This is a genomic window from Aeromonas popoffii, from assembly GCF_037818705.1.
In the GTDB taxonomy this organism is placed as follows: domain Bacteria; phylum Pseudomonadota; class Gammaproteobacteria; order Enterobacterales; family Aeromonadaceae; genus Aeromonas; species Aeromonas popoffii.
Map to the genome: position 1 here is coordinate 2,641,237 of NZ_CP149129.1, position 23,290 is coordinate 2,664,526.

The 23,290-nt window shown below is 61.7% G+C and carries 19 protein-coding genes and 1 tRNA gene; 7 read left to right on the top strand and 13 right to left on the bottom strand.

What is annotated here, in order from left to right:
- Nucleotides 1-427: 427 nt before the first annotated feature.
- Nucleotides 428-1,825 carry a nucleobase:cation symporter-2 family protein gene (locus WJM78_RS12045; protein ID WP_339009491.1) on the top strand — a complete coding sequence of 466 codons (1,398 nt, stop codon included), beginning with the start codon at nucleotides 428-430 and terminating at the stop codon, nucleotides 1,823-1,825.
- Nucleotides 1,826-1,881: 56 nt separating this feature from the next.
- Here WJM78_RS12045 and WJM78_RS12050 read toward each other — a convergent pair whose 3' ends face one another.
- Complete coding sequence (locus WJM78_RS12050; RefSeq protein WP_339009494.1) at nucleotides 1,882-3,690, bottom strand: M3 family oligoendopeptidase; 1,809 nt, start codon at nucleotides 3,688-3,690, stop codon at nucleotides 1,882-1,884.
- A gap of 155 nt (nucleotides 3,691-3,845) precedes the next feature.
- Complete coding sequence (locus WJM78_RS12055; protein ID WP_339009497.1) at nucleotides 3,846-5,624, bottom strand: M3 family oligoendopeptidase; 1,779 nt, start codon at nucleotides 5,622-5,624, stop codon at nucleotides 3,846-3,848.
- 311 nt (nucleotides 5,625-5,935) lie between these two features.
- Between WJM78_RS12055 and WJM78_RS12060 the strand changes: the two genes are divergently transcribed.
- Entirely contained in the window at nucleotides 5,936-6,538 is a 603-nt protein-coding gene (locus WJM78_RS12060) for a DUF924 family protein (RefSeq protein ID WP_042036777.1), read from the top strand.
- A 67-nt stretch (nucleotides 6,539-6,605) separates the two neighbouring features.
- Here the strand turns inward: WJM78_RS12060 and secF are convergent, their stop codons facing one another.
- From secF to hinT, 9 genes are all read right to left on the bottom strand, one after another.
- Nucleotides 6,606-7,520 carry a protein translocase subunit SecF gene (gene secF / locus WJM78_RS12065; RefSeq protein WP_181364867.1) on the bottom strand — a complete coding sequence of 305 codons (915 nt, stop codon included), beginning with the start codon at nucleotides 7,518-7,520 and terminating at the stop codon, nucleotides 6,606-6,608.
- A 115-nt stretch (nucleotides 7,521-7,635) separates the two neighbouring features.
- Nucleotides 7,636-9,438, bottom strand: a complete 1,803-nt coding sequence (gene secD, locus WJM78_RS12070; protein ID WP_042036775.1) for a protein translocase subunit SecD — start codon at nucleotides 9,436-9,438, stop codon at nucleotides 7,636-7,638.
- A gap of 156 nt (nucleotides 9,439-9,594) precedes the next feature.
- Nucleotides 9,595-10,068 (bottom strand): hypothetical protein, encoded by a 474-nt coding sequence (locus WJM78_RS12075; protein ID WP_287147033.1) that lies wholly within the window; start codon nucleotides 10,066-10,068, stop codon nucleotides 9,595-9,597.
- A 107-nt stretch (nucleotides 10,069-10,175) separates the two neighbouring features.
- Nucleotides 10,176-11,033, bottom strand: coding sequence for a DUF6279 family lipoprotein (locus WJM78_RS12080; RefSeq protein ID WP_339009510.1), 858 nt, complete (start codon nucleotides 11,031-11,033; stop codon nucleotides 10,176-10,178).
- A gap of 116 nt (nucleotides 11,034-11,149) precedes the next feature.
- Nucleotides 11,150-11,983 (bottom strand): phosphotransferase, encoded by an 834-nt coding sequence (locus tag WJM78_RS12085; protein WP_339009512.1) that lies wholly within the window; start codon nucleotides 11,981-11,983, stop codon nucleotides 11,150-11,152.
- Nucleotides 11,973-12,569 (bottom strand): penicillin-binding protein activator LpoB, encoded by a 597-nt coding sequence (lpoB, locus tag WJM78_RS12090; RefSeq protein WP_339009514.1) that lies wholly within the window; start codon nucleotides 12,567-12,569, stop codon nucleotides 11,973-11,975. The genes WJM78_RS12085 and lpoB overlap by 11 nt, the downstream gene beginning before the upstream one ends.
- The gene (locus WJM78_RS12095) at nucleotides 12,569-12,961 is read right to left on the bottom strand and encodes a YcfL family protein (protein ID WP_042036812.1); all 393 of its coding nucleotides are present in this window, start codon (nucleotides 12,959-12,961) and stop codon (nucleotides 12,569-12,571) included. The genes lpoB and WJM78_RS12095 overlap by 1 nt, the downstream gene beginning before the upstream one ends.
- 62 nt (nucleotides 12,962-13,023) lie before the next feature.
- Nucleotides 13,024-14,448 carry a hypothetical protein gene (locus WJM78_RS12100; protein WP_339009516.1) on the bottom strand — a complete coding sequence of 475 codons (1,425 nt, stop codon included), beginning with the start codon at nucleotides 14,446-14,448 and terminating at the stop codon, nucleotides 13,024-13,026.
- Nucleotides 14,448-14,798, bottom strand: coding sequence for a purine nucleoside phosphoramidase (gene hinT / locus WJM78_RS12105; protein ID WP_042036766.1), 351 nt, complete (start codon nucleotides 14,796-14,798; stop codon nucleotides 14,448-14,450). Before hinT ends, WJM78_RS12100 begins: the two co-directional genes overlap by 1 nt.
- A 250-nt stretch (nucleotides 14,799-15,048) precedes the next feature.
- On the opposite strand from hinT, the gene WJM78_RS12110 reads away from it, so the two are divergent.
- Complete coding sequence (locus tag WJM78_RS12110) at nucleotides 15,049-17,061, top strand: methyl-accepting chemotaxis protein (RefSeq protein ID WP_339009521.1); 2,013 nt, start codon at nucleotides 15,049-15,051, stop codon at nucleotides 17,059-17,061.
- Nucleotides 17,062-17,145: 84 nt separating this feature from the next.
- On the opposite strand, the gene WJM78_RS12115 is transcribed toward WJM78_RS12110, so the two are convergent.
- Nucleotides 17,146-18,045 (bottom strand): 6-pyruvoyl trahydropterin synthase family protein, encoded by a 900-nt coding sequence (locus tag WJM78_RS12115; protein ID WP_339009523.1) that lies wholly within the window; start codon nucleotides 18,043-18,045, stop codon nucleotides 17,146-17,148.
- A 79-nt stretch (nucleotides 18,046-18,124) separates the two neighbouring features.
- Between WJM78_RS12115 and WJM78_RS12120 the strand changes: the two genes are divergently transcribed.
- From WJM78_RS12120 to WJM78_RS12135, 4 genes are all read left to right on the top strand, one after another.
- Nucleotides 18,125-19,468 carry a dihydroorotase gene (locus WJM78_RS12120; protein WP_042036761.1) on the top strand — a complete coding sequence of 448 codons (1,344 nt, stop codon included), beginning with the start codon at nucleotides 18,125-18,127 and terminating at the stop codon, nucleotides 19,466-19,468.
- A 239-nt stretch (nucleotides 19,469-19,707) separates the two neighbouring features.
- Nucleotides 19,708-19,784: transfer RNA gene (locus WJM78_RS12125), tRNA-Pro, on the top strand.
- 231 nt (nucleotides 19,785-20,015) lie between these two features.
- Entirely contained in the window at nucleotides 20,016-20,447 is a 432-nt protein-coding gene (locus tag WJM78_RS12130; protein ID WP_422388451.1) for a CC0125/CC1285 family lipoprotein, read from the top strand.
- A gap of 205 nt (nucleotides 20,448-20,652) precedes the next feature.
- Nucleotides 20,653-21,912, top strand: a complete 1,260-nt coding sequence (locus WJM78_RS12135; protein ID WP_042036811.1) for a dicarboxylate/amino acid:cation symporter — start codon at nucleotides 20,653-20,655, stop codon at nucleotides 21,910-21,912.
- Between the two features lie 387 nt (nucleotides 21,913-22,299).
- On the opposite strand, the gene WJM78_RS12140 is transcribed toward WJM78_RS12135, so the two are convergent.
- Complete coding sequence (locus WJM78_RS12140; RefSeq protein WP_275930027.1) at nucleotides 22,300-23,250, bottom strand: TerC family protein; 951 nt, start codon at nucleotides 23,248-23,250, stop codon at nucleotides 22,300-22,302.
- Between the last annotated feature and the right edge of the window lie 40 nt (nucleotides 23,251-23,290).

The following is a 23,290-nucleotide window of genomic DNA, read 5'->3' on the forward strand; positions in this document are numbered from 1 at the left end:
CTGCGCCACCAAAACATCCCACTTTCTTGCTTTGGATCACGCCTGCGGTTGCGGATGAAACCAGAACCAGGATGCCTTTACCCCGCACGCGTATCAAAGTGAGAGCCCGCAAGGCAGAAATGATACGCCAGCTACCAATGTGAGAGCCCGCCCCGCAGGCCGGCCAACGATGACCCACCCACAACCTTCCACCCTGTGATCCCGCCCACAAAACCGCCAGCCAACGTGCCACCGCTAAGCCAATGTGCACGTTTTGTGCAGTACCAACGTCCATGGGTGCGCACCCAGGGTGGCCATCCACGCCGATCCTGCCTGCCCGCACACAAGGTCTGCGCTCGCATCCCCGTCCAGCCCATAATCCCTGAGCGGGGTGGCCAGTCCCATCTTGCCCGGCCGTGCCGCTCGGGCCGCAAGGAGTGATGTATTCATGAACCAGACCAATCCCCCCGGGACGACCACCTGCCGCCCCGTCGATGAAGTGGAACGCATGCTCCCCCCTGGCCAGCTCTTTACCCTGGGTTTGCAACATGTGCTGGTGATGTACGCCGGTGCCGTGGCGGTGCCGCTGGTGATCGGCGGCAGCCTGGGGCTGCCCAAGGCACAGATCTCCTACCTCATCAGCTCTGATCTGTTCTGCTGCGGTATCGTCACCCTGCTGCAGTGTCTGGGGATAGGCCGGTTTGCCGGGATCAGGCTACCCGTCATCATGTCGGTCACCTTCGCCGCCGTCATGCCCATGCTGGCCATCGGTGCCAACCCGGATCTGGGGCTGACCGGCATCTTCGGTGCCACCATCGCCGCCGGGGTCATCTCCACCCTGCTGGTTCCCTTGGTCGGCCGCCTGATGCCACTCTTTCCGACCGTGGTGACAGGTGTGGTCATCACCTCCATCGGGATCAGCATCATGCAGGTGGGGATCGACTGGATGGCGGGGGGCAAGGGCAATCCCGAGTACGGCAGCCTGCGCTACATAGGCACCAGCTTCCTGGTGCTCGCCTTCATCTTGCTGGTGACCCGCTTCACCAAAGGCTTTTTCAGCAACATCTCTGTGCTGCTCGGCATACTGTTCGGCTTTGTCATCGCCATCGGCATGGGCGAGGTGAACCTGACCGGCCTCGATGAGGCGGCCTGGTTTGCCCCCATAGTGCCGTTCGCATTTGGCTGGCCCACCTTCGATCCCATCTCCATCGCGACCCTCACCGTCATCATGCTCATCACCTTCATCGAATCCATGGGGATGTTTCTGGCCCTCGGCGACATAGTCGGCCACCCGGCCACCCGGGGCGACATAGTGCGAGGGCTGCGGGTAGACGGCATAGGCACCGTCATCGGCGGCATCTTCAATAGTTTTCCCCACACCTCGTTTTCCCAGAATATCGGGCTGGTCAGCGTGACCGGGGTGTCGAGTCGCTGGGTCTGCGTCATGTCGGGGGGGATACTGCTCGCCTTTGGCCTGATCCCCAAGATGTCACTGATGGTCGCTTCCATTCCCCCCTTTGTGCTCGGCGGCGCCGGCATCGTCATGTTCGGCATGGTGCTGGCCACCGGCATTCGCATCCTGGCGCGGGCCGATTACAACTGCAATCGTCACAACCTCTATATCGTCGCCATCAGCTTAGGCGTCGGCATGATCCCCACCGTCTCCGGCCACTTCTTTCAGCACTTTCCCGCCGTGCTGCAGCCGCTGCTGCACAGCGGTATCCTGCTGGCGACCCTGAGCTCGGTGCTGCTGAATCTCTTCTTCAACGGCTACCAGCCGGATCTCAGCCACCAGCCCAGACCCCTGCTGGTGGGCCCGGTACGGCCAGTCGACCCCCAACCATAAAAAAAGCCGCCGGGCAGATACACTGCCCGGCGGCACGTTCACCTGCCTGAGTCCCCTTAACCGCAGGTCTGCTCGAAGCGATCCACCGCCGCCGCCACCAGCGCCATGCTGCACTGCCAGAACGCGGCGTCACGGATATCCTGACCCAGATGTTTTGCCACCAGATCTTCGGCGCTCATACGGCCGGTATCACGCAACAGGGCGCGATAGGCCTCGGCCACATTCGTTTCCCCCGCCGCCTTGCGGCTCATCAACTGCTGATAGACCCCGAGGCTGAACAGATAACCGAACAGATAGGGGTAGTTGTAAAAACCGAACCCCGCGATGGAAAAATGCGCCTTGGCCGCCCAGAACATCGGGTGATAGTGGGTCAGGCTCCCCTCATACCAGCGGCCCCACGCCTCGTCGGTCATCGCCTTGAGTCGCTCTGCCGACACATAGCCCTGCGCCCGCTCCGCCACCAGCGCCAGCTCGAAATCGAAGCGGGCCGGAATGTTGACCAGGAAGGTGGCAGCGCCATCGGCTTCCGCCCAGGCGATGGCCCGCTGCTCTTCCGGGCTTTGGGCCTGTTCAAACAGGGCGCTGCGCACCAGGGTTTCGGCGAAGATGGAGGCGGTCTCCGCCAGCGTCATGGGGTAACGACGCTGGCTCATCGGCAGATCGCGAATGACCCAGTTGTGCCAGGCGTGACCCAGCTCGTGAGCGAGCGTGATGACGTTGTCCATGGTGCCGGCATAGGTGATGAAAACCCGAGGCTCCACCGGATCGGCAAACTTGGTGCAGTAGGCGCCGGTGCGGCGATTTGGCGTGGGCGCCGCATCAATCCACCCCTTCTCGGCCATCATGCGGGCAAAGTCCCCCATCTCGGGATCAAAGCGGGCAAAAGCCCCCTCGATGATTGCGATCGCCTCCTCGAACGGGATGGTGCGGCTGCTGGCGGCCGGGGGCGGTGCAAACAAGTCCTCCGGCCCCGGATCTGTGATGCCAAGCTGCCGGGCCATCAGCCCCAGCGCCCGCTGGCCCAGACCCCGGGCGTGATACGTCTCGGCCATGAGCGTATCCAGGGTGGTGCGCTCGATATGGCTCTGATGGCAGGAGAGATCCAGCGCATCGAGCACACGCTGCTTGCCGCGCTGGCGCGCCAGCTCCAGCCGCCAGCCATTGAGGGCATTGAGGATGGCCGCCACCGTCTCCTGCTCCCCTTCCCAGCCGGCACTGATGGCGTCAAAGGCCTCGCGGCGCAGGGCTCGCTCCGGGCTGGAGAGCAGGTTGCTCGCCTCGGCCAGCCCCATCTCGCGGCCGTCAATAACGAGGCGGATCTTGCCCACCAGATCGTTGTAGAGGTTGCCCCAGGCGTGCAGCCCATCGGTGCCAAGCCCAATCACCAGCTGCTCCGCCTCCACCGGCAGGCGCTGATCCTGCAGCCGGCGCTCATGGCGCAGCCGGTACGCCTCCTCCCCCAGCAAGGGATCCTGCATCAGCCGCTCAAACTCGGGCTCGGGCAGTGCCAGCATCAGATCTTCCACCGGTGCCAGGGTCTTGAACAGATCGGCGTTGAGGGCGCGGGCACGGGACGCCAGCTGTTTGGCCTGCGGATCCCGCGCATCCTGACTGCCGCGGCATGCGGCCAGAATCGCCACGTTCCAGCCAATATTGTGAATGTCCCGAGTCCGCAGGCGCACCTCCCGCAAAAAATCGGGCAAGGCATCGGTGCTCTCCAGCATCGGGGCAAGACCGTCGATAAAACCGGCCAGCTCGGCGAGGTTGGCACGGGCCAGGCTCATGTCAGCGTCCAGCTCGGGGCAATCAAGGGCGGGATAGATATGCTGGTTGTGCCACTGTTGTGGGTAAATTCGTTGCTGCATCAAACGCTCGTCATCAATATCTGGGGGCAGAGGCTGCCCGGGGTGAAATGCGCATGGCCAGGCCGCTGCAGGCCCGCCACGCAAGAGACAGGGGTCGCCGGGGCGACCCCGAACGGCCAGTCTGATCAGCCAATGCGATCAGAGGAGCCAGCCCGTCACACCAGTCGTTCGAGGCGCTCGACCGCCTCCTCCACATAGCGCAGGCTCTCCTGCCAGAAGGCGGGTTCGCGAATGTCGACTCCCAGGTGTTTCTCCACCAGATCCTCGGCGCTCATGCGGCCCGTGTCGATGAGCAGCGCGCGATAGGCGTGGGCAAACTCGCCCCCGGCCCGCTCCTTCTGGGCATAAAGCCCCAGGCTGAAGAGATAGCCGAACAGGTAGGGGTAGTTGTAAAACCCGAGTTCGGCGATGGAGAAGTGGCCCTTGCTGGCCCAGAACAGCTCGTCGTACTGGCTGAGGGTGTCACCATAGCACTGCTGCTGCGCGGATTTCATCATCTGCCGCAGCTGGCTTGCCCCCACATAGCCTTGCTCCCGCGCCGCCACCAGGGTCCGCTCGAAGGTGAAGCGAGCCGGAACGTCGAGCAGCAGGCTGGCGGCGCGCTCCCCGTCCAGCCAGGCGATGGCCCTGCGCTGCTCCATGTTGTCGGTGGCGGCCAACAGGGCATCACGCACCAGGGCCTCAGCAAACAGAGAGGCGGTCTCGGCCAGCGTCTTGGGGTAGTCGCGCTGCTCCAGCGGCACGTCCCGCAACAGCCAGCTGTGCCAGGCGTGTCCAAGCTCGTGGGCCAGGGTGATGAGGTTGTCCATGGTGCCCTCGAAGGTGAGAAACACCCGAGGCTCGGGAGGATAGGCATATTCGGTACTGTAGGCACCGCTGCGCCGGTTTGCGCTGGGGGCCGCATCAATCCAGCCCTGCTTGGCCATCATGCGGGCAAAGGCCCCCATTTCGGGGTCAAACCCGGCGAAGGCATCGGCCACCAGGGTCAGCGCCTGCTCGAAGCTGAGCAGGGCCGAGGGCGCGGCAGGCGCAGGGGCATAGAGATCCCAGGGGGAAAAATCGGTGATCTGCTGGGCGCTGGCCATGGCGCGCAAGGCTCGCCGTCCCAGCGCTTTGTGGGCGTCAGCCTCGGCCATCAGGGTATCCAGGGTGGCGCGTTCGATATGGCTCTGATGACAGGAGACATCCAGCGCATCGAGCCTGTGCACCTTGCCACGCTGGGCGGCGAGTTCGTTGCGCCAGCCGTTGATGGCGTTGAGGATGGCGGCCACCGTCTCCTGCTCTGCCTGCCAGGCGGCCTGGATGCCGTGCCAGGCGCTGGCACGGCGCGCCCGATCCGGGTGAGCCAGCAAGTTGTCCGCCTGGGCCAGTCCCATGGGTTCGCCCTCCACCACGGGCCTGAGTCGGCCCACCAGACTGTCGTAGAGATCGCCCCAGCCTTGCAGCCCATCCACCGAGAGCCCCTCGATCAGCTGCTCGCTCTCCAAGGAGAGCCGTTGATCCTGCAGGCGGCGATCATGACGGATGAGGTAGGCAAGCTCGAACAGCTCGGGATCCTGCAACAGGGCCCGCACCTGCCCCTCGGGAGCGCTTGCCCAGAACAGGGTCACCGGTTTGCTGAGCTGGGCCAGGGTCGCCTGCAACTGCTGACCCCGGGAGAGCAGCACCTTGGCCGCCTCGTCGCGACCATCTCGGCTGAGCCGGTTATAGGCATAGATCTGGCTGTTCCATTCCAGCCGACGCACATCAGTCCAGCAGGATCTGATGGCTCGCAGCAAGTGGCGCAAGGCATTGATGTCGGTGGTCTTGGGCAGTTCATCCAGCAAGCGTTGCAGGCTGTTCAGGGCCTCGCGGGCACGCTGGAAATCGGCGTCGATTGCCGGGCAATCGGGGGCGGCATAGATGTGATCATCCAGCCAAACGGGTGGGTTCATAACTGTCCTTGTTTGTTTGCATCCAGGTCGGGTGGCATCGCCTCTGCGGGCGAGTGCCACGGACGATAGTACGAAGGCGGTCGGCATTTGCCCAGCCCCCATCCAAGTCAGCAAACAGCAGACACAGTGGCCGGTACGACGGCTTTATCATCGAGCAGGGCAGACGCCACACGTGAGGACCGACCAGAGGGGGGTCCTTATTTCAGGCAAAAGATGGCACAGTGTAACGAGAAGTCGCCCGTAAGGCCGCAACCACACCAGGGTCAATGGACCCTGCTTCACCCCGAGTCATCCCGGCTCAAGGAGTTCCCATGCAACCCTGGCAATCTCTACTCGATTTCTGGTTTGGCGATGACACCGACGACGCCACCCGCGCCCAACGGCAAGCCCCCCTCTGGTGGGGAAAAAGCAGCGCAACCGATGCACTGATCACCCGCCGCTTTGGGGCACTGGCCGAGGCTGCCGCCACTGGCACTCTGGCCCACTGGGCCGAGGTGCCCGTCGGCCGGCTGGCGCTGATCCTGCTGCTGGATCAACTGCCACGCAACATCCATCGCGCCACCCCAGGCGCCTTTGCCCAAGATGCCGGGGCCCGGGATCTCTGCCTCAAAGGCTTGTCGCTGGGGGCAGACAAGGCGCTCTCGCCGCTGGCCCGGGTCTTCTTCTATCTGCCGCTGGAGCACGCCGAATCGCGAGAGCAGCAAGTCCGCAGCGTGACCCTGTTCGAAGCACTGGCAGCAGAGCAGGTCAACACACAGGCGCAGGCCACCTTCGAAGGATTTGCCGACTTTGCCCGCCGTCATCAGGTGATCATCGAGCGCTTTGGCCGCTTCCCTCACCGCAACGCCATCCTGGGTCGCACCAGCACTGCGGAGGAGGCTGAATTTTTGCAGCAACCGGGCTCCGGCTTCTAGGCTACCCGCAGAGATAAAAAACGGGCCCGATGGGCCCGTTTTGCATGCAGGGAGTGAACAAGGGGCATCACGCCGCTTCTGCCAACTCCTCCTCTTTCTTCTGGTAGGCCTGGGGCGAAAGACCCAGCAGCTCCTGCACCGTGGAGGCGACCGTGATGGAAGAGAGGGTCCCCACCAGGATGCCGGCGAACAGGGTGAAGGCGAAGCCGTAGAGGGCGTCGCCCCCGAACAGCAGCAAGGCGCCCACGGTAAAGAGGGTGGTGCCTGAGGTGATCATGGTGCGGCTGAACGTCGCCTTGATCGCCACGTCCGAGCAGTCGTGGATGGAGAGCTTGGTGCGTGAGCTCAAGATGTCCCGCAACCGGTCCGAAATAACGATGCTGTCGTTGAGCGAATAGCCGATCACCGCCATCAGGCCGGCGATCACGTTGAGGTCAAACTCGATGTGGAACAGTGCCAGCAGCCCCAGAGCCACCAGACCGTCGTGCAGCACCGACACCAGGATGCCGATGGCCTGACGCCACTCGAAGCGCACCGCCAGGTAGGCGGAGATGGCGAGCGACGCCACCAGCACCGCCAGCATCCCCTGCTGGAATAGCTCGGCGCCCACCTGAGGGCCGACGATGGTGGTGCGCAGCAGCTCCACCGGCAAGTTGAGCTGTTGACCCAGCATGAGTGCCAGCTCTTCGGCCGGCCAGGGCAGCTCGTGGGGCGGCAGCTTGATGAGCCACTCCCCCGGGATACCGGCGCCGCTCAGCTCGACCGCCCCTGCCAGCGGGGCGCTCAGCAGGGCGTTCAGTTCATGAGCCTCTTTCAGGGTCTGGATGCGAAATTCCAGCAATATGCCGCCAGTGAAGTCGAGCCCGAGCGACAACCCGTTGATGGCCAGCACGGCTATGCTCGCCACTGTCAGCAGCACGGAAATCCACAACCCGATGTAACGCCAGCGGGTCAACCCCATGGCAACGATCATTCTCAACATAGTTTTATCCTCAACAACAGCTGACTCGGGCTTCCCAACCGGAAGCGCATGGCGCAGGCGCGGAGCAGGCTCGAACGCGCGACGCGATGGCACAAAGTGAATGCAGGGGTCACGATCACACCCTCAGCAGCTTGTCGCTGCACTTGCCCCACAGGGGGTTGATGATGGCGCGGGTGCCCCAGATGCCGGTCACCATGCTGGAGATGAGACCCAGGATCAGGGTGATGGAGAAGCCCTGCAGCGGGCCCGAGCCGATGGAGTAGAGCACCACTGCGCAGATCAGGGTGGTGATGTTGGCATCGAAGATGGTGCGAAACGCCGAGCGATAGCCAAAGTCGATGGCGTTGGCAAGGCTCCCCCCCTCCCGCAGGCGGTCTTTGATCCGCTCAAAGATCAGCACATGGGTATCCACCGCCATGCCGACCGTGAGTACCAGACCGGCGATCCCTGGCAGGGTCAGCACGGCCCCCGGCAGCACGGCCAGCATGCCCACCTGCATCAGCAGGTTGGCGATGAGCGCCGTGATAGCGACCCAGCCGAACTTGCGATACCAGGCCATCATGAACAGCATCATGCCCGCCATGCCGAACGCCAGCGCGGTGAAGCCCGCCTCTATGTTCTGCAAGCCGAGAGTTGGGCCGATTGAGCGCTCCTCCAGGATCTTGAGCGGCGCAGTGAGGGCACCGGCCCGCAGCAGCATGGCCAGCTCTTGCGCCTCAGGCAAACTGCCAATGCCGGTGATGCGGAACTGGTTGCCAAGGGCGGTCTGGATGGTGGCGACGTTGATCACCTCGCTCTGGGCACGCAGCTGGCCCTGGGCGTTGGTCTTGTATTCGGTGAAGACGGTGGCCATCGGTTTGCCCACGTGCTGGCGGCTGAACTGGTTCATCTTGCTGCCACCCAGGCTGTCGAGCACGATATTGACCTGGGGTTGGCCCATCTCGCCCATATTGGCGCGCGCATCGACAATGTGCTCACCAGTCAGCACCGGCTTGCGGGCCAGACCGACCGCCTGACCGCTGCGATCCGCCATGAAGAAGCGGCTGTCGGCCTGGGCCTCGTAGAAGGCCAGCGACGCAGTGGCGCCTATCACTTCCTTGGCTTGCTTGGGATTGTGCACCCCTGGCAGCTCGATGCGGATGCCATCCTGGCCCTGACGCTGGACCGAGGCCTCGACGATGCCAAGCTCGTTGATCCGTTTTTTCAGGATCGACAGGTTCTGGGTCACGGCGTTGTTGGCCAGCAGGGCGCGCTCGGTCTCGCTCATCACCAGTCGCAGCTCATTGCCGCTGCGATTGAGGATCCACTGATCCTGCCGGGTGCCGGCGGAATCCTTGATGATGTTGAGCCAGGGTGCCTGATCGGCCACCTCGGGCAGTGTGACTCTCACCTCCCCTTCGCTCACCCGGGCCACGTTGGCGCCCCGCAGGCGCGCCTCGCGAAACTGGGTGCGCAGCGTGTCCACCAGGTTTCTGGTCTGGTTGTCCACCACGAAGCTGAGATCGACCCCGATCAACAGCTGGGAGCCGCCGCGCAAGTCCAGCCCGAGCTTGATGGGGGAAGCGCCGAGCTGGCTGATCCAGGTCGGGGCATTGGAGTAGAACTCCAGGGTCAGGGCCGCGCTGTCATAGCCCTGCTGCTCCAGCAGCTGCTTGGCCCTTTGCTGTTCGGACTGGCTGTTGAACACCAGCTCGACCCGCTCTTTCTGTTGCACCTGTTTGACCGGCACTATCCGGTTGTCGGCCAGCAGGGTGCGCTGCGCCTCGGTCAGGCTGGTCTGGCCGTGCAGGCCGAGGGAAGGCTGCTCACCGAAGAAGGTGGGCAGGGAGTAAAACGCAAAGGTAACCAGCATGAGCAGCAGCAGGGCATACTGCCACATGCTCATGCGATTCAGGGTGGTACGACTCTTTTTGCTCATGGCAAAAGCCTCTGTCAGTAGAAGGCGGCGCGCTCGCCACCCATGGCGGGGGCGGTACGCAAGAAAACATAAATGAGATCAGGGCCCGTTCACGCGCGGTGAGCAGGCTTTACAGGAGACGATGAGGCAGTGCAGCAAGGCCGGACCCCATCGGGATCAGGCGAGGTAACTCTGGGAGAAGCGGTATTGCAGGTGTTGACGTTGCAACCTGTGCCGGTGAATGGTGGCAAAGCAGTCGCGGAAGCTGTTTTTGGGGTAGAAGAGGGCCGCGTAGAGCAGCAGGCCACAGAGCAGCAGCAGGATAGCCTGCTGCGACCAGCTCATGATCAGCTCGTAGACGACGCTGCCGGGCTGGTGATCACTGCGCAGGGAGTGTTCGAGCCGCAGCAGATGATTCTGGTAGGAGCCGACAAACTTGACGACACCGTCGTCGCTGTCGCTGGCGCTGTGGATCACCCGCGCGGTATCGGGCTGATCGCCTGTGCCGACATCACTCATCAGCTGGCCATGCTGGGAAGCGGCCTGAGGCGCGGATGCCTTGAGCCCCTCCACCGAGACGGTAGAGAGCAACAGAGTGAGCGAGATGAGCAGTGTCATCAACGCCAGTTTCACTTTGTCCAACAGGCTCAAAAAGTTAATTCCCGAATAATAGAAAGGGCAAACTACCACAGGCGCCCAACAAGGACAAGGGCGGCAGGGCCATCAAACCTCGCACGGCGCCCTGCCGAAAACAAGACTCACCCCTGCGACATCTGCCTGAAATCGCGGGCATAGCCCTTGAGCAGGGTGTAGAGATGGGCGCGCTGGGAGATGTCCAGCGACTGGCTCAGGGCGCTCAGCCAGTTGACGGTGCGCTGGCGGGACTGATCCGTGTAGCCGGTAAAACGGCCATCCATGAGTCCATCCCCCTGCTGCAACAGGGCGGTGAGCTGGGCGCCGAAGTCCGGGCTCTGGCGCTGCTGCATCAGCCTGTCCAGCTCCTTGGTCCAGGCGCTCTGGAACTCCAGCCAGGGGGCCTGCAGCTCGTACTGCCACGCCACCCACTGTGCCACCAGCGGCGCCTGGGCCGGCTTCACCTCCCCAATCCAGAACACCAGCCGCTTGTTCATCCTGTCGGTGAACTCCCTGAGCCGCTCGGCCTTGGGCTGGCGGGCAAAATCCTGCTCCCGCTCGGTCTGCCGGCTGAGCCTGTCCTTCATGAACATGGCCACCTGCTCCTCGGTCAGGGTACGGGCCAGCCGGACGGCGCGGGGAACCGTGTTCTCCAGGGTGCGAGTCAGGCTCTGCTGGGCCGCCTCCAGATGAAGAGAGACCTGGGCCGGGCTCATGGGGCTCACCACCGCCTTGGCCAGCGCGTCCAGATCATCGGCGTAACGGGGCACCTCATACTGACGGTGCCAGGCCATCAGCCCCTTGACCTCGTTGCCCAGCAGCCGCTTCTGGCTGCGATCCAGCGAGAAGTAGTCATCCAGCTGCCAGACAATGGCCACGTCCAGCCAGTAATAGACCACCCGGGTGGAACAGCCCAGCAACAGCAGGCAGAGCAACAACAGACTCCAGCTGCGGGGCTGACGCCAGGAAAAGGAGGTCACCATGCACTACTCCAACGGTTGACGAGTTAATGATTCATCTCGATCTGATCCTGTAAGGGCCAGCCACTGAGACGTGGGCGATGCGTGTCGAGCCGCCCCTGACAACCCCGCCACCGGCACTACTCCAGCCGTTGACGATTGCTGTCGATCAACGCCTGATAATCGGGCCCGGGGGCTTGCTCGGCCATCAGCAGCGCCCACAGCAGCCCTATGTAGTCGACCCAGGGCAAGAAGGCCTGACTCTGAAAGCCCTTTGCTCCCAGCGCCCCCCCTGCCCGTTCAAGATAGCGCTGTTCCAGTGCCTCTCGCTGGTCGTCGTTCCAGCCGTGGGTGCGCTGTATGCTGGCGACCTCGAAACCGGGATGGCCAGCGGCGCCATACTCCCAGTCGATGACCCAGGGGCGCGATCCCAACAAATTAGCCGGATTGAGATCATGATGGCAAGGGAGCCAGCAATCGGCCGGCTCACAGCTGGCGATCAGCCCCCGCTCCAGCGCAGGCAACCATTCAGGGATCCGGGCCAGGCGGCCACGATAACCGGCGGCATGAGCCCGCACCGCCATCACCACGGCGGGCACCGGCAGCCGGTGCAGTCGCACCAGCACCTCGGCCAGCAGACGGGGCTGCTCGGCGGATGGCGGGGGCGCCTCGGCCCAGTTGGGTTCATCGCACCAATCCAGCAACATCAGACCGCTGGCGGGGTCGCTGTGATGGCAGGGCAACGCCAGCCCCTGACCGATGGCCCCCCGATAGAGCTGCCACTCGGTCGCCCTGTCGATGCCGAGCCGCGTCGGATCCGGATGACCGAGCCGCAAAAAATGACTGCGCCCCGAGGGGAGGCGCAGTCGATAGTTGCAGTTGGTCAGGCCGCTGGCCAGCGCTTCCAGCCGCCCCGAACACCAGGGGGCCGGCAGGCTGGCCAGTAGTGCGAGCTCCGCCAGATCACCAGCCAAAGGTGGATTTCTTCGCCTGTTTGCGGATCTCCTTCTGATCGGCCCACAGCAGCTCGCCGTTTTGCAGATCCATCAGGTTCATGGTCATCTGGTAGTAGACATTCTTCACCTTGCCATTGTCCTTGACGATGCTGGCGAGGTTGCCATAGATCATGTAACGGGCCCCGGTCTGCTTGCCCAGACGCACCATGGAGGCGGGATCCACCATGCCGCTGCCCTGCTGGTACTCAAGCTGCTGCTTGACCGCCGCCACCTTGCTCATGTCGACGAAACGGAACTTGCCGGACCGCAATAACTTGGTGCGGATGGTGTCGGTGATGGCCTCGGTATCTATGTGCTCCGAGGTCTTGTTGCGGATGGAGTCCATAAACATCACCGGACGACCGCCGGCGGTGATCTCGCTGGTGGCCGATGAGGCGAGCATGGAGTCCGCCATCTTGTCAGCGATGGCCTGCAGATCCGATGAACCGTAGTCCACTGTCACCGTCTCGGTTTCGGTCGGGTCGCCATAGCTGACAGTGGTGCTGGAACAGCCGCCGAGCAGCAGGGCGCCAGTCAATATCAGCAGGGCATGATTCATTTTCATCAGTAGGATTCCTCAATCACTTCGCGTACATAAATCCGGTATCCCCGGGCGGCCGGGCTCGGCGCCAGGGCTGAGAGGGTGCGGCTCTGATAGCCGTGGAGCTGAATAGGAGTCCAGCCGCGCCCATCGCTGGCCACCTCCTGCCCCGCCTCATCATACCAATAGAAGAGGTATTGCAGCCTGTTATCGCCACGCTGGGTACTGGCCGCAGCCACATTGACCTGCAGCAGGCCATTTTGCTCGCGCCGGCTCAGTTCGGTCAGGGTCACATTGACGTTCTGATGCTGTTCCTGCACGGGTGCCGCCCCCGCCGCGCCATAGAGCGCCACGCCGGACGTATTGGTGGCGCAGCCGGTCAGCAGCATCGCCAGGGCCAAACCGTATGCTTTCATCTTGATCTCCTTCGTCGGCAGGCCACAGGTCACGCCGGTTTATCGTATCTGTCACGCCATCCTTATAACGGCATAACGCGGGTGGTCAAGCCAGCCCCGAGGCGCTGTACCCAGACCAGGGTGGTGTGTCCCTTGTGGATGGTGAGTGGCACCTGGCGCTGGGCGCCGCCCGCCCCCAGGGTGAGCTGCACCTCGCCAGCCGGCAGCATGCCCTGCCAACTGGACGCCAGGGCCGGCAACGTCAGCCAGCTGCGGGTATCGGCCCGCTCCGAGAGGATATTGAAGATGCCGACCAGAATATTGCCCACATCGCCCCCCTCTTTGGCGGCGGTGTGCCTCAGCTGCTCCTTGGCCACCAGCCGCAGCGCCTGACGGGTCAGCATGCCCGGCAACCGCTCCTGCAGATCCTTGGCGGCCAGCGCTTCCAGCCTGACCAGCTCGCTGGTCTGCTCGATTCGCTTGCCAACCGAGACGACAAGGGGCCCTGTCTGGCTGGCTCTATTGTCGTAATAGGGGATGGCAACGGTAAAGGTGCGAAAATCGCCGCGAGAGGTGGCGATGGGCAGCGGCAGGAACAGCTCGCGCCGCGCCGGGATCAAGCCATCTTCAAACAGCACCACCAGCTGCCCCTGATCCTTGGCAAGCGGCGGCGCCTTGCGACCCACTTTCTTCTCGGTCTCGCGGATCTCGTCCGCGGAGCCCCGTAAACGGGCGAGGCGCAGCAAGGCATCCTGCAGGCTCTGGTTGTCCGGCGCTATCTGGTAGCCACGCTGATAGTCGACCCAGGCATCGTTAAGATCCCCGGCAGCCTCATACAGCACGCCAGAGAAATAGAAGGTATAGGCGTTCTGAAAGCCGTTTTTCACCTGGCCAATCAGCCGGTCGAGATCCGGAGCCCCGTGCGACATCATCTGGCGCATCTCGCGCTCTGTAGTGGCTTCAGCCCCCTTCTCTCTGGCCTTGTTCAGCTCCCCCGCCCGTGCCTTGAGGGCCCGCTCCTGCACCTGATTGGCCCGGCGTACCTCCACCAGGGCGCCGTCGGCATCTCCCCGTTGCAGGTAATTGAGCGCCAGATAGTGATGCAGCATGGTGCGCTCATAATCCGGCGTCAGGTAAGCCATGCTCTGATCGTTAGTAAGCAGGCTACCCGCCTGACCCAACCCTTGGCTCAGCCGGTATTGGGCCTGATTGTCTTCCCACTCAAGGCGGCTGTCGGCGGCGGTGAACGCCTGCTTGCTGCCCGTATCCTGACCTGCCAGCCAGGCGATGCGGCCCTGCTCGAGCCGGTCCAGCACATAGCTGTCGTCCCCTTGAGTGGATTCGCGCACCGCTGGCAACGCCTCGGCGGCGTGCCCCAGCAACAGCTGGTTGCGCAGCGGCGCCATCTGATCGGAATAGGAGACGAATATGTCCTGCCAGTGGGAGGCGCAGCCCCCCAGCAGGGCACTGACCAGCAGAAGAGCGGCCAGACGGGGAAACCGAAGCATCACAGGCTAAGCAGCGGCCCCAGGGATTGACCCCCCAGCAGATGCATGTGGATGTGGTAGACCTCCTGCCCGCCGTGGCGATTGCAGTTCATGATCAGGCGATAGCCATCCTCGGCAATCCCGGCCTCGCTTGCCAGCTTGCGCGCCACCGTGAACATGCGACCAAGGGCCAGCTCATGTTCGGCTTCCACGTCGTTGACCGTGGGGATCAATACGTTGGGAATGATCAGGATATGGGTCTTTGCCTTGGGCTGGATGTCCCGGAATGCGGTCACCAGCTCGTCTTGATAAAGGATGTCGGCGGGGATCTCTTTACGGATGATTTTGCTGAAAATGGTTTCTTGCGCCATGGATAACTCCTTTATATGAAAAAGAAAATTCAACACCCACCTCAAGTTGCTCCCGAGGTGGTCATCAAGGGGTGTCAAGTGTGACACAAGCCAACATTTGACACAGCCGTTGTCCCATTTTCTTCAGTTATTGTTAAAAATACCGATAGCCGGAAGACGTCAGATGGCGTCACTCGCCCAGGGTGGTAGCAGGGTATCAAATGGACGGGGTATTCAGGCAAGGGACTTTTGCATATAAAGCGGGACAATAATGAAACAAACAATGTCAGACCTCTCCATCTTGCAGCGGGTCTATTTAGGCTTTGCCATTCTGGTGGCCGTGATGGCGGCCTCCTCGGTACTCACCTTTCGCAGCCAGCGCGAGCTCAATCAGGCGCTGGATCAGGTCACCCGGCAATCCATGCCACTGGTGATCGCCAGCAGTCAGACCCAGATCAGTTTGCTCAGCGCCAACAAGTGGCTCACCGACGTGCTGACCGAGCAGGATCCCAAGCAGATCCAGGCCGAGGTGGCCGCGCTACAACAGGCCAAGGCCCAGGTCGACAAGACGCTCGCCACCCTCAGTCGGCAGGCGGCGGCTCACCCTGAACTGCAGGGCGAGATGGCGGCACTGAGCACGCTGGTCAGCGACTATCTGCAACTGACCGGCACCCTGCCTGCCGAACATCAGGCCTTGCTCATTCGCTTGCACAAAGTGAACCAGGCCAAGGGGCAATTCCAGGTCAGTCTGCCCCAGTTCAAGAAGAGCCTGGGGGACATGATGGTCACCATAGACGACAACTTCATCAAGATGCTGTCCGAGACCCTGACCACCAAACTCTCCGCCATCGAACTCTCCACCATGGATGCGCTCAACCAGACCATACCCGCCCCCATCGCGGGGGCGCTCAAACGCAACAAAATGCAGATAGAAGGCTTCAACAGCACCATCCAGGATCTGCAGGGAGAGCTCAAGAACTTCGACAATGACATGGGCCACTACGTGCACGGCTTCGTGCGCGATACCACCGCCAGCGAAGGGGTGCTCTCCCAGTACCTGGCGCTGATGCAGCAGCAAGAGCGGATGCGCGAGCAGAGCAAGCAGGCCAGCAAACTCATCGTCAGCATCCAGCGCAAGCTGGAGGGGATCACCGACCAGAGCCAGCAGCTGATGAACAACAACATACGCGCCTCCGGCAAGGTGCAGGCCCAGAGCACACTCACCCAGGGGATCAGCATCGCCATCGCCATCCTGGTGGCCATTCTGGTGGCCTACACCCTGGGCAAGGCCATTCGCCGCCCGCTCAAGGAGCTGCTACGGGTGCTGACCGAGGTGACCCAGGGCGACATGACCCAGCGCATCGGTTTTCGCAGCAAGAACGAGTTTGGCCAGCTCGGCAGCCAGATCAACCTGCTGATCCAGCAGATGGGGAACGTGCTGACCCAGCTATCCCAGGCCTCAACCCAGCTCAACGCCACAGCCCACGACAACCGCCACACCACCGAATCGGTGCGGGTGGATCTGGAGAAACAGCGCCAGGAAACCGCCTCGGTCGCTGCCGCCATGACCCAGATGGAAGCCTCGGTGCGTGAAGTGGCCCAGGCAGCCAACCAGACTCTGGAGCGGGTGCAGGACGTGGAGAAAGCCTCAGAGACAGGTCGTAAGGTGATGGCCGGCAACATCACCACCACCCATCAGCTGGCGGGCAAGTTGCAGCAGACCGGCAAGGTGATCGGCGATGTGAGCGCCATGAGCAACCAGATCGGCAACATACTCGACGTCATTCGCGGCGTCGCCGAACAGACCAACCTGCTGGCGCTAAACGCCGCTATCGAGGCGGCCCGGGCCGGCGAGCAGGGCCGCGGCTTTGCGGTGGTGGCCGACGAGGTACGCAGCCTGGCAGGACGCACAGCCCAGTCCACCAGCGAGATCCAGACCATGATCGAAAACCTGCAGCAGGGGGTCGCCAAGGCGGTCACCGTCATGCAGGAGTGCTCCCGCGAGATGGACAGCTGCGTGAGCCAGAGCTCCCACGCTAACAACGCCATGGAGGAGGTGCAGGGGATAGTGGTGCTGATCAGTGACATGTCGAGCCAGATCGCCTCCGCCGCCGAGCAGCAGCAGGCCACCAGCGCCGACATCGCCACCAACCTCAACCGCATCTCGGATATCTCGGATCTCAACTATCAGGGGATCGAGCGGGTGGCCGAGACCAGCCAGCAGCTCGACTCCCTGGCCGAGCAGCAGGAGAGCCTGGTCAAACACTTCCGACTCAGCGCCTGATCAGGCAGTCTGTTTTTCCATTGCCCTGAAACGACAAGGCCCCGCAGATACGGGGCCTTGGTTATTCTGACAACGAACGCGGGATCAGGCGTAGGCGATGGCGCCCTTGCCCACCCCTTCATACGCCACGATTTTCACGAACTTGTCACCCACCGCTTTTTTCACTTCACGGGCTATGTAGCAGGCCAGCAGTTCTATGGTGGTATCGGTGTCGATCATCTCCACCTCCCCCGCCGGCATGGCAAGCTGGAACAATCCCTGAGGGGCCACGTACTTGAAGCCGAGGTGGTGCTCACCCGGATGCGTGTTGGCCGCATCATTCAGGGTGCTTTTGGCCAGCTCGCTCAGGCTCAGTTCGCCGAGAGCCACCTTGTCCTCTTCGGTGCCAAGGTAGATATCGGCCCAACGCTCGGCCCAGTTCAGCTCCAGCTCACCATCGCGCTCACCGTCCACGTGGATCTCGATGGGAGAACGATGGCCGTGGGCGATGCGCTGGCAGTTGCCATCGTGCTTTTTCAGGCCGTGGCTGTAGTGGTAGAAGGCGCCATCGATCTGCTCCTGGCGCAGGGTCAGCGCCAAGTCCTTGATGTTGCCGGGCAGCCGCTGGGCCAGCACCGCCAGCAGATAGCGAGTGACGGACTCCTTGTCTATCTGGGGGGCCGGAATGAAGGCAAACCCCTGAGTGGGGCAGCGCAAGTGAATAGAGCGGCCAGGGCGCAGCAGATCGACCGTGCTCTCCTCCCCCTCCAGATGGGCCACATGGACCAGGGCGCATTCGGCCGGTACCAGCAGCTTGTGATCCACCTCTTCATCGATGATCGACTTGATCAGTTTTTTCACCCGACCAAAGTCAAGCAGCATGCTCATCTCGTTGAGCTCGCCGCTCATCTCGACATCCACCAGCCAGCTCTCCCCTACCATGCCACGGCGTTCACACAGGTAGCTGGAATCGATCACGGTCAAATCTCTTACAAATAACTTCATCAGTCAGGCCTTGCTACAGAGAAAGTGCAGTTTGCGATATTATGACCCGCGATCACTGACAAAGGAACCGGACTCCCCCATGAACAAATTGCTTATCAAGAATGCCACCCTGGTCAATGAAGGCCGCATCTATGCCTCGGATGTATTGATTGAAGGGGAACGGATCGCCCGGATCGCCCCTCACATAGAGGCGCCCGATGCCGTGGTGATAGATGCAACCGGTCGCCACCTCATCCCCGGGATGATCGATGATCAGGTCCATTTCCGTGAGCCAGGCCTGACCCACAAGGGGACCATCGCCAGTGAATCCCGGGCCGCCGTGGCAGGGGGCACCACCAGCTTCATGGAGATGCCCAACGTCAATCCCCAGACCACTACCCTCGATGCCCTCGAAGCCAAATACCAGATAGCCGCCAACGCCTCCGCCGCCAACTACAGCTTCTATCTCGGCGCCACCAACGACAACCTCGACGAGATAAAGCGCCTCGATCCCAAGCAATCCTGCGGGGTCAAGGTGTTCATGGGCTCCTCGACCGGCAACATGCTGGTGGACAACCAGGAGACACTGGCGGCGATTTTCCGCGAGAGCCCGGTGATGATAGTCACTCACTGCGAGGACACCCCTTCCATCAAGGTGCTGGAAGACGAGGCCCGCGCCAAGTGGGGCGAGGATGTGCCGATGCGCGAGCACGGTCGCATTCGCAATGACGAGGCCTGCTACAAGTCCTCCAGCATGGCGGTGGGTCTGGCGAAAAAGTACGGGGCCAAGCTGCACGTGCTGCACCTCACCTCCGCCAAAGAGCTGTCGCTGTTTACCGCCAGCCACGACTTGAGCGAACTCAAAGACAAGAACATCACCGCCGAGGTGTGCGTCCACCACCTGTTCTTCAACGAGGCGGATTACGACACCCTGGGCAGCCAGATCAAATGCAACCCGGCAGTGAAGACAGCCGCCGACCAGCACGCCCTGCTGGATGCGGTGCGCAACGACGTGCTGGACATTATTGCCACCGACCATGCTCCCCACACCTGGGAGGAGAAGCAGAACAGCTACTTCAAGGCGCCGTCCGGCATCCCTCTGGTGCAGCACTCCATGCTGGCGCTGCTGGAGCTCTACCACAACGGCGTGTTTTCACTGGAGACTATCGTCAAGAAGACATCCCACGCAGTAGCCGAGCGCTTCCAGGTGCAGGATCGCGGCTACATTCGTGAGGGCTACTTCGCAGACTTGGTGCTGCTGGATCTGGGCAAGCCCTATGTGGTCAACGACAGCAACCTGCTCTACCTGTGTGGCTGGTCCCCCTTCAACGGTTACCGCTTCCACAGTACGGTGGAGATGACCCTGGTCAATGGCCAGATCGCCTGGCAAAACGGTCAGGTCACCGATCAGGTGCTGGGCAAGCGGCTGACCTTCAACCGCTGATCCCTTCATCAGTGATGCAAACGGCCGCCTCCGGGGCGGCCGCTTTCATGGTGGGTTGAAACCTGCGTAGCAAAAGGCCCCTGACATGGGCCCTCAATGGCCGAATGTCGCCGCCATGGCGGTACTTTGAACGCCAATTGCTCGTAAAGCAGGCAAACGGTCTCGGAGTGGGATTTCCCCTGTTGACAGGATCGGGGCATCTCCATAAACTCAGCCCCCGTCAGCCGAGCTGACTCCGTCGGTGTGTAGCGCAGCCAGGTAGCGCATCTGCATGGGGTGTAGAGGGTCGGAGGTTCGAATCCTCTCACACCGACCAAATTCCCCGGTAAAGGCCTTGTCAAACGACAAGGCCTTTTCTTTTATCCCCAGTATCCCCACGGTGACCCGACCGGCGATTGTCTCACGGATCGGTTTGTGCTGTAGTGGTGAGGTGTTTCGCCAAACGGCCCTCATGATGCAACGTCTGCTCCCCCTCTCCTTCTGCTCCCGTCGCCATGCACGACGGTTTGCCAGCGCGGCAAGCCTGCCTGATCTGGTGCTGGCCTGCCTGCTGAGCGCCCTGCTGCTCGGCTGTGCCACCCCTTATCACAGCGAAAAATCATTCTGGAACGGCCAGACCGGCTTCTCCCAGACACAACTTGGCCCCGACAAGTGGCAGCTGGAGTTTGTCGGCAACGAGCTGATCGATCGCGAGACGGCCCGCAAGTATGTGCTCAAACGGGCGGGTGAGATGGCACTGAGCCAGGGCTACGAGTGGGTGGAGGTGAACGAGCTGACCCTGTCGCGGGATGCGGTCAGGGTCACCCCCTCGCATCCGGTATTCGGCTTTGATACGGACGAGCCGGACCCCTTTCTGGCGCAGATGCAGGTACAGCACACCACCTCGGCCCTGCTGATCTTCACCCTGTCTCATCGCTCATTAAACGAACAGGGCATGCAAGCCAGTTATCTCGCCAACATCAAAATAAACAGTGATTAATATTGATGAAATGCAAGATCCATATCACATACAACTAATGGCAACATAAAATTCTGCTACAAGACTCTGGATTTACCCCCCCGGATTAGGCATGCTGCAAGCACACCGGCTGTCAGGGATCTACTGCCCGGATCACAAAAACGGACTTGAAGTGGCCCCCCTGCCACCCTCAACGCGTTGCACTTATCAAAACTGGGACCCCCCCATGAAAATGAATAAATTGACGGTTGCCATCCTCATCGCAATGCTGGTTGGCATCCTGACTGGTCAGGGCTATCGCATGTTTGCCCCGGATCAGGCTGCTGGCTTTGCCAGTGACATCACCATACTGACCGATATCTTCCTGCGACTGATCAAGATGATCATTGCTCCCCTTGTCTTCACCACCCTGGTCGTCGGTATCGCCAAGATGGGTGATACCCGTACCGTGGGCCGCATCGGAGCCAAGACCCTGGGCTGGTTCATGCTGGCCTCCTTGCTCTCCCTGACCCTGGGTCTGGTGATGGTCACCCTGATGCAACCGGGTGTGGGGCTCTCCCTCTCCCTGCCGGATGATACTGCCAGTTCCGGCGTGGTCGCCGGTGCCATCTCCCTCAAGGACTTCGTCACCCACGCCATCCCGAAAAGCGTGGTGGAGGCCATGGCCACCAACGAGATCCTGCAGATAGTGGTGTTCTCCCTCTTCTTCGGGCTGGCCGCCGCCGCTCTGGGCGATGCCGCCAAACCCGTGGTCAAGCTGATGGCCAGCGCCGCCGAGATCATGCTGAAGGTGACAGGCTACGTGATGAACTTCGCGCCGTTCGCCGTGTTCGGTGCCATCGCCGCCATGGTTGCCAAGGAAGGGCTCGGCATACTCGCCACCTACGGCACTTTTATGGCCCAGTTCTATCTGGCCCTGGCCTGCCTCTGGCTGCTGCTCATCGCCATGGGCAGCCTGTTCATTCGCCGCCGCGTGCTGACCCTGCTGGCCATGATCCGCGAGCCCATCCTGCTGGCCTTCTCCACCGCCAGCTCCGAGGCCGCCTATCCCAAGACCCTGGATCGGCTGGAGAAGTTCGGCTGTGACAAGCGCATCGCCAGCTTCGTGCTGCCCATGGGTTACTCCTTCAACCTGGACGGCTCCATGATGTACTGCACCTTCGCGGTCATGTTCATCGCCCAGGCCTATGGCATAGAGCTCTCCCTGGCTCAACAGATCACCATGCTGCTGTTGCTGATGGTCACCTCCAAGGGGATGGCCGGCGTGCCGCGCGCCTCTCTGGTGGTCATAGCCGCCACCCTGAACCAGTTCCATATTCCGGAAGCTGGCATCCTCTTGCTGCTCGGCATAGATCACTTCCTCGACATGGGCCGCTCCGCCACCAACGTGCTGGGCAATGCCATCGCCGCCAGCGTAGTGGCCAAGACCGAAGACAGCCTGGGTGAAACCGAGCCGCTGGGTGAGGTGGATACCGCCAAGGCGTGATCTTTCCCGCCAGCAAGATACAAAAATGGCCAGCGGATACGTAACACCCGTCACTTAAGCATTTTTGTGACTGAATATTAGAAAGGTTGAATAACAGGAAGGGTGCCAGGGTTAACCCGTCAATGTGGCTGACACCTTTGCCCTGACAGGCATCCAATAAAAAGAGGGAGGCATCATGCCTCCCTCACTCTTTGGCCCTTATAGCTCGCGGGCTGGACTCACATTCTCTTAACTGACTTGCATTAACCTTCAAGCCACCTTTTTCTTTTTACGGGTCACAAAGAGACTTAGCCCCATGGACACCAACAGGATCAGCGCGACGACACCGAGTGCTATGTCATTCAGGGGGATCTGGAACTGTCCCCTCCGAGATGATGTTCAGCGCCTTCAAGCCACCTTTTTCTTTTTACGGGTCACAAAGAGGCTTAGTCCCATGGACGCCAGCAGGATCAGCGCGACGACACCGAGTGCTATGCCGGTCGGGATCTTGAAGATATCCAGCAACAGCATCTTGACCCCGATAAACATCAGGATCAGCGCCAGACCGTACTTGAGCAGGGCAAAGCGATCAGCCACGCCAGCCAGCAGGAAGTACATGGCGCGCAGCCCCATGATGGCGAAGATGTTGGAGGTCAGCACGATGAAGGGATCCGTGGTCACCGCGAAGATGGCCGGGATACTGTCCACCGCGAAGATGAGATCGCTCACCTCCACCAACACCAGAATGAGCAGCAGCGGCGTGGCATAACGCACACCGTCACGCCAGACGAAGAAGTTCTCCCCCTCCAGCGTCTCGGTCACCTTGAAGCGGCGGCGCATCCAGCCCAGCAGCGGGTTGTTGGCCAGATCTGGCTCCTTGTCGGCCGCCCACAGCATCTTGGCACCGGTCAGCAGCAAGAAAGCGCCGAACAGATAGAGGATCCAGTGGAACTGCTCGATGAGCCAGCTGCCCGCGAACACCATGCCGGCCCGCATCACGATGGCGCCCAACACCCCGTACAGCAGCACCCGGCGCTGCAGCTCGGCCGGAATGGCAAAGTAGCTAAACAGCATCAGCCAGACGAAGACGTTATCCACCGCCAACGCTTTCTCGATGAGGTAGCCGGTGAGGAACTCCAATCCCTTCTGGTTGGCAATGTCACGGCCAGCGCTGTGATCCAGCCAAAACCAGATGGCCAGGTTGAAGAGCAGGGCCACGCTGATCCAGATGAGAGACCAGATCCCCGCCTCTTTGAGAGACACCTTGTGTGACCTGCCACCACCGACAAAGCGTATGTCAATCCATAACAGGACCAGCACTATGCTGAAGAAACCGGTCCACATCCACCATTCACCCATTTTTATCCCTCCCAAAAATGACAAAACCCACGTCCGAGAG

What these genes read in the sequence shown, in the direction of transcription:
- WJM78_RS12135 (WP_042036811.1), top strand. Translation starts at nt 20,653, where the DNA reads ATGAAAATGAATAAATTGACGGTTGCCATCCTCATCGCAATGCTGGTT.
- WJM78_RS12110 (WP_339009521.1), top strand. Translation starts at nt 15,049, where the DNA reads ATGAAACAAACAATGTCAGACCTCTCCATCTTGCAGCGGGTCTATTTA.
- WJM78_RS12060 (WP_042036777.1), top strand. Translation starts at nt 5,936, where the DNA reads ATGCAACCCTGGCAATCTCTACTCGATTTCTGGTTTGGCGATGACACC.
- secF (WP_181364867.1), bottom strand. Translation starts at nt 7,520, where the DNA reads ATGTTGAGAATGATCGTTGCCATGGGGTTGACCCGCTGGCGTTACATC.
- WJM78_RS12045 (WP_339009491.1), top strand. Translation starts at nt 428, where the DNA reads ATGAACCAGACCAATCCCCCCGGGACGACCACCTGCCGCCCCGTCGAT.
- hinT (WP_042036766.1), bottom strand. Translation starts at nt 14,798, where the DNA reads ATGGCGCAAGAAACCATTTTCAGCAAAATCATCCGTAAAGAGATCCCC.
- WJM78_RS12100 (WP_339009516.1), bottom strand. Translation starts at nt 14,448, where the DNA reads ATGCTTCGGTTTCCCCGTCTGGCCGCTCTTCTGCTGGTCAGTGCCCTG.
- WJM78_RS12095 (WP_042036812.1), bottom strand. Translation starts at nt 12,961, where the DNA reads ATGAAAGCATACGGTTTGGCCCTGGCGATGCTGCTGACCGGCTGCGCC.
- WJM78_RS12140 (WP_275930027.1), bottom strand. Translation starts at nt 23,250, where the DNA reads ATGGGTGAATGGTGGATGTGGACCGGTTTCTTCAGCATAGTGCTGGTC.
- secD (WP_042036775.1), bottom strand. Translation starts at nt 9,438, where the DNA reads ATGAGCAAAAAGAGTCGTACCACCCTGAATCGCATGAGCATGTGGCAG.
- WJM78_RS12050 (WP_339009494.1), bottom strand. Translation starts at nt 3,690, where the DNA reads ATGCAGCAACGAATTTACCCACAACAGTGGCACAACCAGCATATCTAT.
- WJM78_RS12120 (WP_042036761.1), top strand. Translation starts at nt 18,125, where the DNA reads ATGAACAAATTGCTTATCAAGAATGCCACCCTGGTCAATGAAGGCCGC.
- lpoB (WP_339009514.1), bottom strand. Translation starts at nt 12,569, where the DNA reads ATGAAAATGAATCATGCCCTGCTGATATTGACTGGCGCCCTGCTGCTC.
- WJM78_RS12115 (WP_339009523.1), bottom strand. Translation starts at nt 18,045, where the DNA reads ATGAAGTTATTTGTAAGAGATTTGACCGTGATCGATTCCAGCTACCTG.
- WJM78_RS12080 (WP_339009510.1), bottom strand. Translation starts at nt 11,033, where the DNA reads ATGGTGACCTCCTTTTCCTGGCGTCAGCCCCGCAGCTGGAGTCTGTTG.
- WJM78_RS12055 (WP_339009497.1), bottom strand. Translation starts at nt 5,624, where the DNA reads ATGAACCCACCCGTTTGGCTGGATGATCACATCTATGCCGCCCCCGAT.